The following is an 18,338-nucleotide window of genomic DNA, read 5'->3' on the forward strand; positions in this document are numbered from 1 at the left end:
TTGAACTCGCAGACTGTTTTGGTGATCGCTGGATTTCCACCCGCGCCATCGATCAAACCGTGGGACTGGTCACAGAACGCACCAAACATAGTATGCAAAAGAAAATGGCGCCCTCCCCACAAGACGGGAGGACGCCATAATCCGTGTTTTACTTAGAACCGATTTGCGAGAAGATTTTGTCTTTCGCATCCCCGATTGTGAAGCTGCCGGGTTTCTGGCGCGGCGGGAATTCTTCGAATGTTTCGAGGAATTCGCCGACATAAACAGCGGCTGGCAACAGCAGGAAGACGTGGTTCAGATACCAATCCCAATAGGTGTTGGACGTAATGTTGGCACGTTCATAGGGATCGCGACGCAGGTTGAACAGCAGCGGAATGCGCAGTTCCGTCCAGGGCTCGGCCCATGCCCGCAGTGTCTGCGGATAGCGATGCTCCAGGAAGATCGCCTTCCAGTCGTTGTAGCGCAGCGCCGTCAAATCACCGTCATCGGAGAAGTAGAAGATCTCGTTGCGAGGCGTGGTTTCCTCTTCGCCCAGAAGATAGGGAAGCGTGTTGTAACCATCCAGATGAACTTTGTAATCACGGCCACCGCCAACTTCGGCGACGGTCACACCCTCGAGCAACTGCTCCTTGATGTCTGACACGCCTGCCATTGCGAGGAACGTGGGCAACCAGTCCATATGATGCATGATCTCGTTGGACACGGAACCGGGTTCAATTCGACCGGGCCACCGCACCATTGCAGGCACACGCCAGCCGCCTTCCCAGTTGGTGTTCTTCTCACCGCGGAAAGGTGTCATCGCCGCATCTGGCCAGCTGTTCATATGCGGACCATTGTCGGTGGAATAAAAGACAAAGGTGTTATCCGCAATTTCCAGCTCATCCAGTTTGTCGAGGAACAAACCGATGTGACGGTCATGCTCGACCATACCATCTGCATATTCATCCTGACCGGAAATACCGCGCAGCTCGTCTTTGACGTGCGTGCGGAAGTGCATCCGCGTACCGGACCACCAGACAAACCAGGGCGTGCCTTCGGCAGTTTTACGTTCAATGAAATCAAGAGCCGCAGCACTTGTTTCGTCGTCAACCGTTTCCATGCGCTTTTTGGTCAACGGGCCGGTGTCTTCGATCTCACCGTCGGCAGAGGATTTCACAACGCCACGCGGACCAAACCGCTCGCGGAACGCGGGATCGGTCGGATAGTCTTCAAGTTCAGGCTCTTCTTCCGCGTTCAGGTGGTAAAGATTGCCAAAGAATTCGTCGAAACCATTGTTGGTTGGCAGCATCTCATCGCGATCGCCAAGGTGGTTCTTGCCGAATTGACCGGTGTCATAGCCTTGGCCTTTCAGCAGACCCGCAATGGTCGGGTCTTCGATTTGCATGCCTTCAGCGGCACCTGGCATGCCCACTTTGGACAGGCCTGTGCGGAACACAGACTGGCCCATGATGAAACTGGAACGGCCAGCAGTACAGGACTGTTCGCCATAGTAGTCGGTAAAAATGAGGCCCTCATCGGCAATCTTGTCGATGTTTGGCGTTCGATATCCCATCACACCCATTGTGTAGGCGGAAATATTGGATTGGCCGATATCATCGCCCCAAATCACAAGAATGTTTGGCTTCTCTGTCTGTGCCGAGGCTTGCGTCGCAATAACAGCCGCCCCTAAAAGCGCGCAAGCCGACCCAAGCATTCGCCTCGTTAACCCGAAAACCGCATCCATACATACTCTCCCAGTCGCTCGTGTTTAGATTGTGCTAACAATTTCGTGATCCGACTTGAAAGTCAACAATCCGGGAAAAAAGTGATGATTGTCATCGGTTGTACCGGTAATCACGCGGACTGCGGCGCATATCGCCAATGCGGCCCCCTTTTTCAGGCGCTGGACAGGTGCACACTTGAAACAATTGCTTTTTTTGGGGTCAGGCGCGAAGATGAAAACAAACGCTGATGCGGCTATCGCTGGTCCATTTAAATAATTTGAGCGCGGTTGGCGCGTATGATGCACGCAACCAGGGATCGCGTCTCACTCTACCTTGGGGACTGCGATTTCCCGATCCGCTTCTGGTACATTCAGCGTTGACCAGGTTTCGTCATGCGCAGGGGCGGGCGGTGTATCACACGCACGTTTGTGGATGTTTACCTTGGCGATGAAGTTTGCCGAAATCGGTGCGGTCACAAAAAGAAATGCCATGATGAGGACTTCGTGCATGGACCCGTCGCCAAATGTATACGCATGAATCATGGAGGCCAGAAGCAAAGATCCGATCCCGACTGTACCAACCTTGGTGGGAGCATGTAGGCGGATCATCGAATCGTTGAATCTGAGCAATCCGATGGCGCCAACCAGAGCAAAAATCGAGCCGATGATCAGGGCGAGTGCAACAGCGTATGTTCCAATAATTTCAGTGGTCATTCGATGATGTCTCCTCGCAGGACGAAGCGTGCATAAGCAACGGTCGAAACAAATCCCAGCATGGCAATAATCATGGAGACTTCAAAATAAACACGTACGCCCTGCGCAATTCCCAAAAGCACGATCAGACCGATTGCATTCACGACCATCGTATCCAACGCAAGGATGCGATCCCCTGTGGTTGGTCCAAGTATCAGACGCACCATGGACATGACCTGTGCGACAGCGACGGCCACAAAAGCGATGATCAGCGCAAGGTTCATAAGATCTGTTGCAGCGCTCATGCAAAAATCTCCTTCAATCGGCGCTCATAGCGCTGTTTGATCTCGTCTCGTACAGCGTCCGGATCATCTGTATCCAGAACATGCACCAAGAGGCTGTGTCCCTCGTCAGAAAGATCGGCCGAAACCGTTCCGGGCGTCAAGGTAATGGTTCCCGCCAAAACCGTGATCGCTTCTGGTTCACGCAGATCCAATGGGATCACAATCCAAGCGGGCCGCAGTTTCGAGTTAGGACGCGTCAGCACGATCCAGGCGACCTGCACGTTCGCAACCATAATGTCCCAAATCACCATTATACTGTAGGTAATCATGCGGCCCATGTGAAAACCTTGCGGCGTATCAGGCCACCACACGGAGGTCCCCCAGGGGATGATGATGCCAAGGATCAGGCCAAAAACAACCATGCCCGCAGAGATGTCGTTCTGTAGGATTGTCCAGACAACGGCGAGCAAAAGCGTTATCAGCGGATGCGGCAAAAGCCAGCGGTATGCCTTCATCATGTTAATGTCCCTCCGTCGGTGTGCTGAGTTTACCCGGTGTGTCGAGCACAGTGGAGATATAAGGTTCCGGGTTGAACAATTGCTGCGAGATGCTCGCCATATAGGTTGTCGCGGGGCCGGCAAAAACCGTATGTGCCGCGAGCAGGAACAGCAGTCCACCAACCGCGCAGAAAGAAAGTGCCGTCGGCCCTTGTGCGACTTCGGTGGCCTGCTCGGCAGGTGGTATGGATTTGGCCTTCCAGAACAGCACGCTGCCTGCGCGCGAAAACCCAACCACCGCGATCAGGCTGGATATCAGAACGACAGCCCAGACCCACACGGCATGTGGTGTCGGAAAGGCTGCACTCAGGATCAGCAATTTGCCCACGAAGCCAGATAAGGGTGGTAGTCCGGCCATCGCAATTGCAGCGACCATAAAGAGAGCCGACGTCAGCGCCGCGCCGGGTATGATAGGTTGCGCGGTCAGGTCCAGGTTGGCGCGCCCGGTGCGCACCAGATCCACGATCAGGAACAATGCCGCAGCGGCCAGCGTTGAATGCACGATGTAATAAAGTGCAGCGGCGATACTGGTTTCGGTGAACAGGGAAATTGCCACCATCACCATGCCCATTGATCCGATCACGGCGAAGGCGACCAGTCGGTCCAGATGTTTGGCGGCTAGTATGCCGGCCATCCCAATAGCCAACGACAATAACGCCGCAGGCAGTAACCATGCGGTTTGCAGCCCCGCTGTGACGTCGAGGTCAGGATGAAAGATCATCGTGTAGACCCGAATGATCGCGTAAGCGCCAACTTTGGTCATGATCGCGAACAGCGCCGCGACTGGTGCCGGGGCCTCAGCATAGCTCGACGGGAGCCAGAAGTGCAGCGGGACGACAGCCGCCTTGATCGCAAAGACCAGCAAGAGCAGGACCGCCGCGAGGCGAATACCGACCGTCTCATCCGGATCGACCAGAGCGAGGCGTTGCGCCACATCCGCCATATTCAGCGTACCGGTTTCAGCATAAACAGCGCCCAGTGCAAAGAGGAACAGTGTAGAGCCCAGCAGGTTGAACAGCACGTATTGAACACCGGCCCGTAGACGGGCATTGCCGCCCGCGTGGATCATCAGGCCATAAGAGGCGATCAGCAGGACTTCGAAGAAGACGAAAAGGTTGAAGAGATCGCCCGTCAGGAACGCGCCCATGATCCCCATCAGTTGGAACTGGAACAGCGCATGGAAATGTCGGCCCCGATCATCCCATCCCGATCCAATGGCATAGAGCAGCACAAAGAGCGCCAGCACAGCTGTCAGCAGCACCATGAGCGTGGACAGCTTGTCCCCGACCAAAACGATCCCGAACGGTGCTGCCCAATCGCCAAGCTGGTAGAGCATGATTGTGCCATCAGAGGCTGTCCATGCCAGCCCGGCAGCAATGCCGATCATGGCCAGGACACCGGCCAGCGAAAACGTCCGCTGAATGCCGATGTGATACCGTGCTGCCAGCACGATGAAAGGTGCGAGGATCGCAGGCAGGATGACGGGCATAACGAGCCAGTGGGTCATTTCACGTCCTCCGACGCAGGATCATCCACGTGATCATCATCCGATCCGAGGTATGAGCCGAGCGCAATCATCACGACAACCGCCGTCATGCCGAACGAAATCACAATTGCGGTTAAAACCAGCGCTTGTGGGAGCGGATCTGAATAGCGTTCAATGCCATCCGTCAAAACCGGGGCGGCACCTATGGTCAGGCGACCAGAGGCAAACAGGAACACATTCACTGCATAGGTCAGCAGGGATATCCCCAAAATGACCGGGAAGGTACGCAGGCGCAGCGTCAAATAAATGCCGCCTGCCGTGAGTATTCCGATTGCGGATGCTACGAGCAATTCCATTTTACACGCCCTCCTTTGCCATCGGCGACGAAGGTTCAGGCGGGTCATCGCGTGACGGATCGATATCCATCGGATGCTCGGTTTCCGGGACATGGGCGCGACGTGCGAGCCGAGAGAAACTTTCCAACGACAGCATCACAGCACCGACCACTGCAAGGAAAACGCCCACATCAAATAGCGCCGCGGTTGCCAGCTCGAATTTCTCAAAGGGCGGAATGCGCACATAGGTGAAATCAGACGTCAGGAAGGGTTTGCTGACAAACCACGACCCGATACCGGTAAGTCCGGCGACCAGAACACCTGCGCCAATCACACCGTGATATGGGTATTTGAGGCGCGCGGAGGCCCAGCTGAAACCACTTGCCATATATTGCATGACGACGCCGATGGATACGACGAGACCAGCGATGAAACCACCGCCCGGTTCATTATGCCCGCGCAGGAATATGTAAAAGCCGACCATCATCACAACGGGCATCATCACGCGGGTCAGAACCACCATCATCATCGGATGCATGTCACCGGCACGCGCCTGATCCGGTTTACGATTCAACAAACGCGCGCGCACGGGACCAGACAGCAGGGTTTCTGTCAGCGCATAGATCAGCAGGGCGGCAATGCCCAAAACGATGATCTCACCAAATGTATCAAAACCCCGGAAATCCACGAGGATCACGTTGACCACGTTGGTCCCACCGCCGCCTTTGTACGAATTCGCGAGGTGGAACTCTGAGATCGGTGCGGTAATCGCGTCGCGCATCAGGAAATGATAGGCCATCGCCATTGTGGCCAGACCGCCAGCGATGGCGACCGTTGTGTCACGTACACGCCGCATCACCGTGCTTTCTACCGGGGTTTGGTTTGGCAGGAAGTTCAGCGCCAACAACAATAGAATGATCGTGACGACTTCGACGGTGATCTGGGTCATCGCAAGATCAGGTGCGCTGAAGAATACGAAACCAACCGATACCATCAGACCGGCAATCCCGATCAGGATCAAACATAGCAGGCGGTTGCGATGCAGGAACACCATGCCAATTGTTGTTGCCACCAGCATGACCCATCCGGCAACGACGACCGGTGTCACCGGTTGCATCGTTCTTGTCGCAGCGCCGATGGTGCCTGTGGTCCAGGCATAATATCCCGCAACGACAACGGTCAGGATCATAATTGCGCCGTAACGGGAAAATGCGCCGTTGTGCAACCCGTGTGTAAAGCCCTTGGTGACGTTGACAATGGATTCCACCAAACCCTCGAAAATGACCTTGGCCTCTGGACGCAGCGCCCCATCCCAAATCCGCAGCGCGGGTCGATAGACCGCCAGCAAGATCAGACCACCGATGGTGGCGACGATTGACATGTAAAGCGCCGGGACAAGCCCATGCCAGATTTTGAAGTAGGCTTTCGGGACTTCAGCCACATCCCCCAAAACGGAGGCGGTGACCATTTTTACGAAAGGTTCGGCCAGAAACGGTGCGATGCCGATAACAACGACCAGCACAACCAAAATAGCTGGCGGCAACCACAGGCCTGCACCCGGATCATGGGGTTTGGCCGGGTAGTCATCACGGACTTTTCCAAGGAATGTGTGGCCAATCAGACGAAAACAATAAGCCGCGGAAAAAACCGATCCAAAGACAGCGAGCGCCGGCACAAACCAGTGCGATTGGAACAGCACCGTGTGGTAGGTTTCTTCCAGCATCATCTCCTTGGACAAAAATCCGTTGAGCGGCGGAATACCGGCCATGGACAACGCAGCCAGCGTGGCAATTGTGAAGGTGATGGGCATCAAATGCCGCAGCCCCCCAAGCCGTCGTATGTCGCGCGTGTGGGTTTCGTGATCCACAATTCCCGCCGACATAAACAGCGCTGCCTTGAATGTCGCGTGGTTCAGAATGTGGAACATTGCGGCCATTGCGCCAAAGGCTGTCCCGGTTCCCAAAAGCATCGTGATCAGACCCAGATGGCTGACCGTTGAAAACGCAAGCAGTGCTTTGAGGTCATGCTTGAACAGGGCGATGATTGCCCCGAGGACCATGGTGATCAGGCCCGCCGTCGTGACAATCACAAACCATTCTGGCGTACCTGAAAGCACAGGCCACATGCGCGCCATCAAGAAGATTCCAGCTTTGACCATCGTTGCGGAGTGCAGATAGGCAGAGACGGGCGTAGGTGCCGCCATGGCGTGCGGCAGCCAGAAATGAAACGGAAATTGCGCAGATTTCGTAAAACAGCCCAACAGGATGAGGATCAGAGCAGGCAGGTACAACGGCGATGACTGTATGAGTTCGCGGTTTTGCAAAATGACGCTCAGGTCATAGCTTCCTGCGATTTGACCCAGGATCAGCATGCCACCGATCATGGCAAGGCCGCCCATGCCGGTGACAGTGAGCGCCATCCGCGCGCCTTGCCGCCCTTCGGGCAAGTGCTTCCAGTAGCCGATCAGTAGAAAGGACGACAGTGATGTCAGTTCCCAAAAAACCAGCAAAAGCAGGATATTATCGCTTAGAACAATCCCGACCATCGCGCCTTGAAACAGCAACAAATAAGTGAAGAATTCGCCCATATTGTCTTCGCGTGCCAGATAGGAACGCGCATAGGCGATGATCAACAGTCCGATGCCGAGGATCAGCAGGGCAAAAAAGAAACCAAGACCGTCCAGCATCAGTGTGAAATTGAGCCCCAACGCTGGTATCCAGTCAACGCGCGCCGTGACCAATTCGCCGGCCATCACAGCCGGAAGGTTGGTCAAAAGTCCAATAAACGCGGCGAGAGACACGGTGAAAGTGACCCCTGCACAGGCCTGTCTGCCAGCAGAATTCATGAGACCGGGTAGTAACGCGCCAAAGAACGGCAAAGCGACGATAAGGAAGAGGGACACGCGAACTCCTGATCTTGGGGTCTTTAAATTTCTCCCCTATCTGGGTCAGTTTGCGCGCATTCTCAAGCGAAACCGACAAAAACCGTCATAAACTTGGCCTGAAATCGAAAAGAACTGCGGTTTGTGGCATTGCAACGGCGTTCCACCCGACAAGCTTCAGCGTTCTTTCAATGGCAACATCTTTGACGCACGGAGCGTTTGATATTGGTGACCCTAAATCCAAAACGTTCACAGTCACACCACGGCCCCAAGCGGGTGAGCGCTTACATCCGCATCGAAACAGAACTGAGATGTCTACACCGTTGGATGAGTGGAAAATGCATGATCTGCGGTAAGGCGTACGACAGTCATAAGTAGCTTATCAAACGTTTCGGTGTTGGTGATCGGAAAAACAGAGCCTGAAACTCGTTCAGCCTGAAAATCCATGCGCGGCAAAGTAGGCACTCCTTGAAGCGCTCCAGCGTCAAATCTGATGCATTGATAGTCCAATTTGTTCAGTTTGATTTAGTGCTACTTTGGGCTTTCGTCGGATAAATCCCCGCGCCGGTATCTTTGCGCGTGCACGGCAAAACAGGTCTTTCGGTGAACGCGAACTTGAAGTCACAGTTGGTTCTGTCGCGGGGACGCAAGCGAAATTGTCTATCGTGAATTGTAAAAGAACCAGGGGCTCTACGATCAGACAATCACTTCTTGTGCGACCTGTTCGCCAACGCCAAAAACCCGTTTGTAGCGGTCTATCTCGGCTCTCGGTCCCATTGCTTTGTTTGGATTGTCAGAAAGCTTTACTGTTGGTGTTTGATTGGCCCTGACTGCCTTGCAGACAAGCGAAAAAGGCGCGAGCCGGTCATCGGGAACCAAATGCCTGAAATCATTTGTGAGCAAAGTGCCCCACCCAAAAGAAACATTTACTTTGTCGGAGAACTCAGAATGCAAGGTGCGAATTTTGTCGACGTCAAGACCATCGCTGAAAATGATCCGTTTGGTACTGGGGTCCTCACCACGTTGTTTCCACCAAGCGATCGCGGTTTGCGCAGCCGTTGCCGGATCACCACTGTCAATGCGGATCCCGGTCCAACCGGCCAGCCAATCCGGAGCTTTGTCGAGGAACCCTTGGGTGCCAAACGTATCGGGCAGGATGATGCGCAGATTGCCGTCGTGTTCATCATGCCAGTCGGACAGAACGTCATAAGGCGCTTGCGCCAGTTGCGCGTCCGTTTCGGCAAGCGCTGCGTAAACCATTGGCAATTCATGCGCATTCGTGCCAATCGCTTCCAACTCGCGGTTCATCGCGATCTTGCAGTTCGAAGTGCCAGTGAAGGCTGACCCAAGCCCCTCCTGCATTGCCTGAACACACCAGTCCTGCCAAAGGTAACTATGTCGCCTGCGCGTGCCAAAGTCAGCAATAGACAGATCCGGGATATCGCGCATGGCTTCGATTTTTTCCCAGACGCGGGTCATCGCGCGGGCATAGAGCACTTTGAGTTCGAATTTGCCCATCTGGTTAAGGACCGCGCGACCCCGCAGTTCCATGAGCACCGCAAGGGCCGGGATTTCCCAAAGCATCACCTCAGGCCAGGTGCCCTCGAAAGTCAGCTCGTACTGATCGCCTTTACGCTCAAGGTGATAAGGCGGCAAGGTCAGTTTTTCGAACCATTCCATGAAATCTGGACGGAACATCTGGCGTTTACCATAAAACGTGTTGCCGCGCAGCCAAGTGCTTTCGCCGCGCGACAGGGACAAAGATCTGATGTGATCCAGCTGTTCGCGCAATTCGCCCTCGTCGATCAGTTCAGCAAGCGGTATATCCTTTGATCGGTTGATCAGGCTAAAGGTCACCCGCGTGTTTGGTTTGTTGCGAAAAACCGACTGGCACATCAAAAGTTTGTAAAAGTCAGTGTCGATCAGGGATCGCACAATCGGATCGATTTTCCATTTGTGGTTCCAGACGCGGGTGGCGATATCAACCATTCTGTGTCTCCAGCCGAACCCCGGCGGCTTGCATGCCCGCGCGGGCAGCCTCCAGCGACCCATCAAGGTCAATCGCGCGACAAAGATCCTCGCGCACTGTTACTCCAAACCCCAGTTTTGCCGCATCAACCGCAGAAAAATTCACGCAGAAATCCAAAGCAAGCCCGACCAACACCAATTCGTCGATCCCGCGCGTCCGCAGATACCCTTCAAGACCTGTTGGTGTGGTCTGATCGTTTTCAAAGAACGCCGAATAACTGTCGATCTGCGGATTGTTGCCTTTGCGGATGATGAGATCGGCGTGATCGACCTGCAAGCCCGCATGAAAACGTGCGCCTTTGCGTCCTTGCACACAGTGATCCGGCCACAGGACTTGCGCGCCGTAGGGCATCTCGATCACATCGTAGGGCGATTTGCCCTCGTGAGATGATGCAAATGAAGAATGTCCCGCAGGGTGCCAATCCTGTGTCAGAATCACCGAATCGGCCTCTGCCATCAAGGCGTTGATGGGCCCTACGATCGTATCGCCTTGGGGCACGGCAAGCGCGCCGCCGGGGCAAAAATCCTTTTGCACATCAATTACGATCAACGCCTGGCTCATTTGCGCCCCTCCTGTTTTCATGCTGTGGGTAAGGTGCCGTACCGGGTGCGTCAATGCCATCTGCACGGCGCGCAGTGTATGCGCGGATCATCTACGCCCTTGCCTGCCGCGCTGCAGCGTCATATCTGACATCTCATGTACACGATCGCCGCCCTCTATCATTTCACGCGTTTCGAAGATCCCGAGGCGATCAAGCCTGAATTGCTGACGTTATGCATCGCACAGAATGTGCAAGGCACCCTGTTGCTGGCAACAGAAGGCATCAACGGAACCATCGCGGGTCCGCGTGCCGGAATTGACGCGGTAATCACGCACCTGCGTTCCCTGCCGGGCTGCGCCGATCTGGCGTGGAAAGAGGCCACAAGCGAAGAGGCCCCGTTTGCTCGGATGAAAGTCCGCCTGAAACGCGAAATTGTGACGATGGGCCAACCGGATGTCGATCCCCGTGCACGTGTTGGCCATTACATAGACCCGCAGGATTGGAATGCGTTGATCGCGGATCCGGACGTCGCATTGATCGATACCCGTAACGATTATGAAGTCGCCATAGGCACGTTTGAAGGCGCAGTTAATCCTCTGACCAAGAGTTTTGGGGATTTTCCGGCTTGGTGGGAAGCGAATAAAACGCGCTTTCACAACAAGAAGATTGCGATGTTCTGTACCGGCGGGATCCGGTGCGAGAAATCGACGAATTACCTGTTGGGTCAGGGTGTGGATGAAGTGTATCACCTCAAGGGCGGCATTCTGCAGTATTTGGAAGATGTCGCCGCAGAAGAGACCCGTTGGGAAGGTTCGTGTTTTGTGTTCGACAAGCGCGTTAGTGTGGAGCATGGATTGCGCGAAGGTCCGCATATGTTGTGTCATGGCTGCCGGCGACCGATCCTACCTGATGACACCGTGCGCCCTGAATATGAGGAAGGCGTAAGCTGCCACCACTGTGTGCTTGAGACCACGGAGGCGGACAAGGACCGGTTTCGCGAACGGCAAAAACAAATCGGGTTGAAAAAGGCTGGAAACGGCCTTTGAATTCAAACGGGCTTTGCCGAGGCGTTCCGGGCTATACTGCCGGTCGACGTCCGTAAAAGGATCGTGAGTTTCAAACTATTTCAGTGGGTTCCATCGCGAAACGCCAGTCGATACGGTTCGCTAGCGTTGTAAATCCACGCGGATGTCCAAATACCTAAGGTCGTTGCCAGCAACACAAAACCGACAAGGCCGCCTGACTTGAATTTTGGTATGCGTTCGGTTGCATTCAGAGCGAGTCAACACTCCATACCACACTGGCTGAGGCCAAAAGTCAGCCTTGCGATTTAAAGCAAGACCTAACCGCCCGACAGTAGCTAAAAGGGTAAGGTAAGGTTCTTCGGCCCCGAGACCCAAGACAATTCCAAAAGCCGTGCCAAAGTATCAAAACGGTCAATGAAACTATTTATGCCAATTCCAAAGCGCAAAACTTTTCATGATCAGGTTGTAGAGTATTCAAGCGGCAGCGCGGCGAGCCCTGGGTGCTGCCTGGAAGACAGGCATGGTGGCATGATCCCCCCAGTGCAGAAGTTTGTGATCAATACAATGGCGAGGGTCAGGGCAGGCCTGTTTCAAGCACATAGGTCATTTGTGACTGGCATTTTTCTCGATGCGCCCCCTTTGGCTGATACCTGCGTTTAATTTTCAGTCTGGCGCAAACAAACAATTCGCCCGTTCGTTAAGGGTGTGGAAAGACCTTTTGCGATATCCATTGTCTTGGGTGAATTTAAGAGTGGTGGAGATATGGGCGCGCAGAGCAATCTGGCACCAATCATCATCAAGAAGAAAAAAGTTATCGCAGGTGGTGGGCATCATGGTGGTGCCTGGAAGGTCGCGTACGCGGACTTCGTCACAGCGATGATGGCTTTTTTCATGATGATGTGGTTGCTGAACGCAACGACTGAGCAACAACTCGCGGGGTTGGCGGATTATTTCTCGCCGACTATTCCGGTAAACCGCGTTTCTGGCGGTGGGGACGGCGCGTTTGGCGGAGACAGTATCTTTTCGGAGGAAATGCTTCCGAAAAACGGTCGTGGTGCGACTTCAGAGAACGCTACTGAAAGCGATAAATCATCGGGTGAATCAGGCGTCAGCGAAGAGGGCGCGGAAATAAATCGGTCAGATGATGCGCTGGAAGCGGTCGAAGCAGAGCTCACGGCACGCAGCGGCGAGAGCACTGTCATGGATAACGTGCTCAAGCACATTGTGACCAGAATCACCGATGAAGGTCTTGTCATTGAACTCTTCGCGCTTGACGGTCTGCCCTTGTTCGAAGAAGGGACCGATCGTCCGACGCTGCTGATGGAAACACTTGTCGAGATTGTTGCCGATGTCAGCAAAACTCTTACAAACGGCATAGCAATAGGCGGCCATGTGCGCTCCGAACCCATCGTTGTGGCGGAAAATCCGGTTTGGGACAATTCAGCCGCACGTGCGACACGGACGCGTATGATGCTTCAGTCTCATGGGGTTGTGCCAGAAAGAATGCAGAGGGTTACGGGTCACGCAGACCGGGAACCGGTGCATCCAAACCCAATGGTTACGCGAAACAATAGGGTGGAAATCGTGCTGCTACGCTGAATTGCGGCTTAAATAGGGCGGATTTTATATGTTAGCGCGGTGTTAAGCCGGGGCGTCTATCTGATTGATCAACAAATGATCACATCAGAAAGGCGTGCCCATGACCATTTCATCTTCGCTCAACGCAGGCGTTGCAGGATTACAGACAAATGCCCAGCGGTTGGCGTCTATATCGGACAATATCGCAAATTCCTCAACTTTTGGCTACAAGCGAGTAGAAACGGATTTTGCGTCCATGGTCCTGTCAAGTGGTGGCGGTTCATATGCTGCCGGCGGCGTACGCGCGGACACGCAGCGCCTGATTGACCAGCGCGGGACACTCATCGGAACATCAAATGCAACTGATATTGCGGTAAGTGGCGCAGGATTAATTCCAGTGGCACAGGCGGCACAGGTGCAAACCTCCGGTGAAGATGCACCTATGTTCCTGGCGACAACCGGCTCTTTCCGTACCGACGAAAACGGGTATCTTAAATCGCAATCTGATCTGGTATTGATGGGTTTTCCGGCAAACGCGGACGGGACAATCCCGCAATTTCCACGTGATTCTGCCGATGGTTTGGAACCGATCCGGATCAACACTTCGGCCTTGCTGGGTAGCCCAACAACAAGCATCAGCCTGGGAATCAATTTGCCTGCCACAGAAACAGCGGTCGGGGCTACCGCGGCTACAGAACAAACGCCTGTGGAATACTTTGATAACCTGGGCACGTCGCAACGCTTGAACATTACTTTTGCACCGATTGCACCGACGCTTCCAACTGATCCTGCGACAAACCAATGGACAATGAGCATTTACGATCAGGCGGGTGATCCTTTGGTGCCCATTGCGGAATTGGCACTTGAGTTCAACAACAGTCGTACCGGAGGGGGGACTCTGGACGACGTCATGGTAAATGCGGCGGTTTTTCCGACGCCCCCGGGCACACCGCCTACATATGATTCGACAACTGGACTTCTGGTAATTGAAGCCGCATCGGGGCCTATCGAGGTTGATATCGGCGCTTATGGCGACACTGAGGGTTTGTCCCAGCTTGACTATGCCTTTGCGCCCGTTTCCGTGACCAAGGACGGATCACCCGTTGGAAACTTCATTGGTGTCGACATTGATGCAAATGGATATGTCAGGGCGTCGTTTGACACCGGCGAAATCAGAACGATCTATCAAGTGCCACTTGCGAATGTCGCCAACATGAACGGTTTGCAGGCATTGGACAACCAGACTTACCTCCCATCGAGAGAAAGTGGTGACTTTTACCTGTGGGATGCGGGCAGTGGCCCCACCGGAAACATCGCTTCTTTTGCCCGTGAAGAATCCACGACGGATGTGGCAGGAGAGCTGACTGACATGATCAAGACTCAACGCGCGTATTCTTCCAATGCCAAAGTCATCCAAACCGTGGATGAGATGCTGCAAGAGACGACGAATATTAAGCGATAACAAAACTTAAGAGCAGTGAACTTTAACTAGAGGGCCTGATATGACTATTTCCTCAGCGCTATCAAATGCGATGACCGGGTTGCGTGCGGCGGGACGCACGTCAGAGACGATTTCTGCCAATATCGCCAATGCAATGACGCCGGGGTATGGTGTGCGAACGGTCGACTTGTCATCGTCGCAAATTGGTGGAGTTCGCGTTGACGGCGTTACACGAAATGTCAATCCGGCCCTCTTGGCAGATCTTGGGCTCGCACAATCCGCTTTAAGCAATGCAAATGACAGAACGAGTTTCCTCAGAGGTTACGAGGACGTCCTGGGCACACCGGACAATGAGAATTCCCTCTCCGCACGCGTAGCTGAGCTAGAGAGAAGCCTGATTACGGCAAGCAGTCGTCCTGACGCACCTGAACGGTTAGAAAGCGTCGTAACGGCAGCACGTGATTTGACAACATTGATCGCTTCCGCCTCAGAAAGCATACAGGAATCTCGCAGCGAGGCTGATCGAAAAATCAGTTTGCAGGTTGAACAACTCAATACGGCGCTGGCCGGCGTTAAGGAGCTTAACTTACAAATAACTAGGACGGAGACTTTGGGCGGCGATACGTCCGCACTTCAAGACAACCGCCAAGTTCTGGTCGACGAAATCAGTGAGATTGTACCGATCAGACAAGTCGCCCGCGATCGAGGTCAGATAGCACTCTATTCAACGAATGGCGCGATCTTGATTGATGGCGGGGTGGCAGAAGTTGCGTTCTCGCCGGTCAATCAAGTCACACCCTATATGACACTGACAGGCGGGCAGCTATCCGGCCTGACGATAGACGGGTTTCCAGTGGCCACCGATAGCGTTCGAGGCAAACTGGGTGGTGGCTCGCTTGGGGCTCAGTTCGAAATCAGAGACGAACTTGGAGTAGATGCGCAGACGCAATTGGATGCTTTTGCCCGTGATCTCGTTGAGAGATTTCAAGACCCAGCCGTTGACCCGACCTTGGCAGTTGGTGATCCTGGGCTGTTCACCGATGCGGGCGTCGCTTTCGATCCATTGAATGAGGTTGGCTTGTCTGATCGTTTGAATGTGAACGTAGCTGTAGATAAAACCCAGGGCGGAGAAGCTTGGAGACTTCGTGACGGAATAAACGCTCTTGTCGAAGGCGATGTCGGCGACTCACGCCTGTTGCAAACGCTTTCCGACACGCTAACCGCGAAACGGATACCAGCGAGTGGTAGCTTCGGAAGCGGTGCGTTTTCATCAACCAATCTGGTTGCAACTCTCACCTCGCAACTGGGCGCAGACCGCTCTCAGGCCGAACAGCAACAGACATTCGCATCTACTCAGTTTAACGAACTTACGCAGTTGGTTTTGGCGGATGGTGTCGACACAGATGAAGAACTGCAAAGGCTCCTTTTGGTCGAGCAAACTTACGCCGCGAATGCGCGGATGATCTCGGCTGCCGATGAAATGATGCAAACAATATTGAGGCTATAATTATGACTTCCATCTCTCTGGGTGATTTGGCTCAATCCTTTATGCTTCAACGTCGCAGTGTATCATTGCGAGAGGACATAACCCGCCTCACAGACGAACTGTCCAGTGGTCAAGTCGCTGATGTGCGCGACGTCCTGTCAGGCAACCACAACTATCTGACTGGCTTGGAACGATCACTGGAAATTCTGGACGGTTATTCAGTTGCAAATGCGGAAGCCACATATTTCACAGGTGCCATGCAAGCGGCGCTTGAGCGTGCGCAAACCTTTGGTGGCGAATTGGGGCTTGACCTGATCTTGGCCGGTGGCGGTCCCATTGGTGTTGTGTCGGGCAACCCAGGGGACAATGCAAGAATCCAACTTCAGGGCATGATCAATTCAATCAATGGCGATATCGCGGGAAGAAGCCTATTTGCTGGTATCGCGACTGACCAGGATCCTCTGCCAAGTGCGGATGATTTGATGGCGCAAGTTCTAACAGTCATCACGGGTCAAACGACGCCGGAAGATATCGTTGCTGCTGCAGAAGCTTGGTTTGCTGATCCTGCTGGTTTCGACGCAACGGCTTACGCAGGGTCAAACACAGCGCTGGCACCTTTCGCACTTTCTGAAACCGAACGCGTCAATCTAGATGTCCGGGCAAATGAAGATGCCATAAAAAATCTTCTATTGCATACCACTGTCGCTGCGTTGGCAGATGATCCCACGCTGGGTCTCACGGTACCTGAAAAATCGGAGTTGTTTGGTATAACTGGGATTGGCCTACAATCAAATCAGGATCAAATGACAAGTTTGCGAGCCAAAATTGGCTTCACCGAGGAACGAATTGCGCTGATTTCTGCGCGAAACCAAGCGGAAGAAACCAGCATGGAATTTGCTCGGAATACCTTGCTCGAGGCGGATCCATTTGAGACCGCCACCGAGCTCGAAAGTGTCCAGTTTCACCTCCAAAGCCTCTATGCTGTTACAGTCCGCAGCTCGCAACTAGCATTGGTGAACTTCCTATGAGATCAGTTCTTGCAGCGGCACTCCTTATTTTGATATCTGTAAATATTGTATTGGCAGGTCCGGTTCGAATTAAAGACTTGGTTGAGTTTGATGGTGTGCGTGGAAACGACCTCGTTGGCTATGGCCTTGTCGTAGGCTTGAACGGTAGTGGTGATGGTCTGCGCAATTCCCCTTTTACTGAAGAAATCATGTCGAATATCCTGGAGCGCCTGGGGGTGAACGTTGCGGGGGAACAGTTCAGGCCCAAGAACGTTGCGGCTGTTTTGGTGACTGCTGCGTTACCGCCTTTCTCGCGTGGCGGAAGCCAAATAGACGTAACAGTATCAGCTATTGGCGATGCTACTAGCTTGCTGGGTGGAACACTTGTCATGACGCCTCTCAATGCAGCCGATGGTCAAATTTATGCGGTTGCTCAGGGGACAATCATTGCCGGTGGTGTCGTTGCAGATGGAGACGGTGCGAATGTCACGCAGGGTGTTCCAACAGCCGGCGTGATTCCGTCGGGTGCACGTGTGGAACGTGAAATCGAATTCGACTTATCTACTCTGACCAATCTTAGACTTGCGCTTAGAGACGCAGATTTTACGACGGCAAGCCGCATAGAGGTCGCGATTAACTCTGACTTTGGGAGGCCCGTAGCATTCATGCTGGACTCCGGAACAGTACAGTTAAATATACCCGAAACAAGGATGGCGTCTGTCGCTCATGCCTTGGGCAGAATTGAGAATATTTCTGTTTTGCCAGAACGCAAGGCGCGGGTTGTTGTGGACCAGCGCTCCGGCACCATTGTAATGGGTGAAGACGTTCGCATTTCACGCGTCGCGGTGTCGCAAGGAAATCTAACGTTACGAATACAGGAAGCGCCGATTGCCGTTCAACCCAACCCCTTCGCAGATGGCGAAACTGTCGTCGTGCCTAGAACAAATGCTGAGATCGAGGAAGAGCCGGGAATTGGCTTGGCGGAAGTTCCCGATGGCACATCGCTATCAGAAGTCATTGCAGGTCTCAACGCGCTTGGAGTTTCGCCGCGAGACATGATTGATATTCTCAAGAGTATAAAAGCCGCTGGTGCACTGCATGCAGAGTTTATCGTACGTTAGAAAGTCCCAGAAACGTCGATCCGAGTGCTGCGAACGATTGCAATTACTTGGTCCTTGACAAAGAACACTTCCCCAAAACGAACGCGCTATTGGACGTCTCAAGGCAAGTGCCCGTTTTAAGTCGCAACCGCACCACGACCCGCTTACAGTGAGATCCGTCATTTCTTTGGCT

At 53.7% G+C, this 18,338-nt stretch carries 15 protein-coding genes; 6 read left to right on the forward strand and 9 right to left on the reverse strand.

Going from position 1 to position 18,338, the window contains the following annotated elements; translation table 11 throughout:
- Window positions 1-148: 148 nt before the first annotated feature.
- The 9 genes from R8G34_13525 to pncA all read right to left on the reverse strand — a co-directional run bounded on the left by R8G34_13525 (window position 149) and on the right by pncA (window position 10,528).
- Window positions 149-1,693: an arylsulfatase gene (locus R8G34_13525; GenBank protein ID MDW3223884.1), complete on the reverse strand. Its 1,545-nt coding sequence runs from the start codon at window positions 1,691-1,693 to the stop codon at window positions 149-151.
- A gap of 333 nt (window positions 1,694-2,026) precedes the next feature.
- Window positions 2,027-2,416 carry a Na+/H+ antiporter subunit G gene (locus R8G34_13530; GenBank protein ID MDW3223885.1) on the reverse strand — a complete coding sequence of 130 codons (390 nt, stop codon included), beginning with the start codon at window positions 2,414-2,416 and terminating at the stop codon, window positions 2,027-2,029.
- On the reverse strand, window positions 2,413-2,700 hold the full coding sequence (locus R8G34_13535) for a K+/H+ antiporter subunit F (protein MDW3223886.1): 288 nt from the start codon (window positions 2,698-2,700) through the stop codon (window positions 2,413-2,415). Before R8G34_13535 ends, R8G34_13530 begins: the two co-directional genes overlap by 4 nt.
- Window positions 2,697-3,197 carry a Na+/H+ antiporter subunit E gene (locus tag R8G34_13540; GenBank protein ID MDW3223887.1) on the reverse strand — a complete coding sequence of 167 codons (501 nt, stop codon included), beginning with the start codon at window positions 3,195-3,197 and terminating at the stop codon, window positions 2,697-2,699. The genes R8G34_13535 and R8G34_13540 overlap by 4 nt, the downstream gene beginning before the upstream one ends.
- A gap of 1 nt (window position 3,198) precedes the next feature.
- Window positions 3,199-4,743 (reverse strand): monovalent cation/H+ antiporter subunit D, encoded by a 1,545-nt coding sequence (locus R8G34_13545; GenBank protein ID MDW3223888.1) that lies wholly within the window; start codon window positions 4,741-4,743, stop codon window positions 3,199-3,201.
- Window positions 4,740-5,078, reverse strand: coding sequence for a Na+/H+ antiporter subunit C (locus tag R8G34_13550; protein ID MDW3223889.1), 339 nt, complete (start codon window positions 5,076-5,078; stop codon window positions 4,740-4,742). Before R8G34_13550 ends, R8G34_13545 begins: the two co-directional genes overlap by 4 nt.
- A 1-nt stretch (window position 5,079) precedes the next feature.
- Window positions 5,080-7,959, reverse strand: a complete 2,880-nt coding sequence (locus R8G34_13555) for a monovalent cation/H+ antiporter subunit A (protein ID MDW3223890.1) — start codon at window positions 7,957-7,959, stop codon at window positions 5,080-5,082.
- 675 nt (window positions 7,960-8,634) lie between these two features.
- A complete protein-coding gene (gene pncB, locus R8G34_13560; GenBank protein MDW3223891.1) occupies window positions 8,635-9,927 on the reverse strand; it encodes a nicotinate phosphoribosyltransferase in 1,293 nt (430 codons plus the stop codon).
- Complete coding sequence (gene pncA / locus R8G34_13565) at window positions 9,920-10,528, reverse strand: bifunctional nicotinamidase/pyrazinamidase (GenBank protein ID MDW3223892.1); 609 nt, start codon at window positions 10,526-10,528, stop codon at window positions 9,920-9,922. Before pncA ends, pncB begins: the two co-directional genes overlap by 8 nt.
- 135 nt (window positions 10,529-10,663) lie before the next feature.
- On the opposite strand from pncA, the gene R8G34_13570 reads away from it, so the two are divergent.
- The 6 genes from R8G34_13570 to R8G34_13595 all read left to right on the forward strand — a co-directional run bounded on the left by R8G34_13570 (window position 10,664) and on the right by R8G34_13595 (window position 18,166).
- Window positions 10,664-11,554, forward strand: coding sequence for a rhodanese-related sulfurtransferase (locus R8G34_13570; protein MDW3223893.1), 891 nt, complete (start codon window positions 10,664-10,666; stop codon window positions 11,552-11,554).
- Between the two features lie 741 nt (window positions 11,555-12,295).
- Window positions 12,296-13,132 (forward strand): flagellar motor protein MotB, encoded by an 837-nt coding sequence (locus R8G34_13575; protein ID MDW3223894.1) that lies wholly within the window; start codon window positions 12,296-12,298, stop codon window positions 13,130-13,132.
- A gap of 100 nt (window positions 13,133-13,232) precedes the next feature.
- Window positions 13,233-14,573 (forward strand): flagellar hook-basal body complex protein, encoded by a 1,341-nt coding sequence (locus R8G34_13580; protein MDW3223895.1) that lies wholly within the window; start codon window positions 13,233-13,235, stop codon window positions 14,571-14,573.
- Window positions 14,574-14,613: 40 nt separating this feature from the next.
- The gene (gene flgK / locus R8G34_13585; protein MDW3223896.1) at window positions 14,614-16,059 is read left to right on the forward strand and encodes a flagellar hook-associated protein FlgK; all 1,446 of its coding nucleotides are present in this window, start codon (window positions 14,614-14,616) and stop codon (window positions 16,057-16,059) included.
- A gap of 2 nt (window positions 16,060-16,061) precedes the next feature.
- On the forward strand, window positions 16,062-17,066 hold the full coding sequence (locus R8G34_13590; GenBank protein MDW3223897.1) for a flagellin: 1,005 nt from the start codon (window positions 16,062-16,064) through the stop codon (window positions 17,064-17,066).
- The gene (locus R8G34_13595) at window positions 17,063-18,166 is read left to right on the forward strand and encodes a flagellar basal body P-ring protein FlgI (GenBank protein ID MDW3223898.1); all 1,104 of its coding nucleotides are present in this window, start codon (window positions 17,063-17,065) and stop codon (window positions 18,164-18,166) included. Before R8G34_13590 ends, R8G34_13595 begins: the two co-directional genes overlap by 4 nt.
- Window positions 18,167-18,338 lie beyond the last annotated feature (172 nt).

This window comes from Paracoccaceae bacterium (genome assembly GCA_033344815.1).
Classification (GTDB): domain Bacteria; phylum Pseudomonadota; class Alphaproteobacteria; order Rhodobacterales; family Rhodobacteraceae; genus Roseobacter.